The sequence below is a fragment of the Herbaspirillum lusitanum P6-12 genome, from assembly GCF_000256565.1.
GTDB lineage: Bacteria > Pseudomonadota > Gammaproteobacteria > Burkholderiales > Burkholderiaceae_D > Herbaspirillum > Herbaspirillum lusitanum.
Window position 1 is genome coordinate 1 of sequence record NZ_AJHH01000212.1, and the last position, 460, is coordinate 460.

At 68.3% G+C, this 460-nt stretch carries 1 pseudogene; it reads left to right on the forward strand.

Annotated features, from left to right (window positions below):
• Nucleotides 1–460: pseudogene (locus tag HLUSI_RS27400) on the forward strand (MFS transporter); the annotation flags it as partial.

A 460-nucleotide genomic window follows, 5' to 3' on the forward strand; every position in this document is an offset into this window, starting at 1 on the left:
CCGCTGGCGGCGGGCGTGCTGGTCGCCTGGCTCGATCAGCGTCCCGGCGGCGTCGCGTTGTTGCCGACCGGAGCCTATCGCCTGAGCGCCACGATGGGCAAGGTGTTCGCCTGCGTCTGCCTGCTCATGATCGGCAGCATGACCGAAATCTTCGTGCCGTATTTCCTTCAGGTACTGCATGGCTACGCGCCGCTGCAGGCCGGTTACATGACGGCCGCCATGGCCGGCGGCTGGAGTCTGGCCTCGCTGCTGAGCTCGGGCCGCAGCGGCAAGGATGCCGATCGGATGGTGCGCTTCGGGCCGGTGGCGATGACCTTGTCGCTGCTGGCGCTGGTGGTGCTGTTGCCGGGCGACGTCGATGTCGCGGCTGAGGGTTTGTGGCTGGCGCTGGCGCTCGGCGGTGCAGGCTTGGGCATTGGATTGGGCTGGCCGCATCTGCTGACGCGCGTATTGCGGTCGG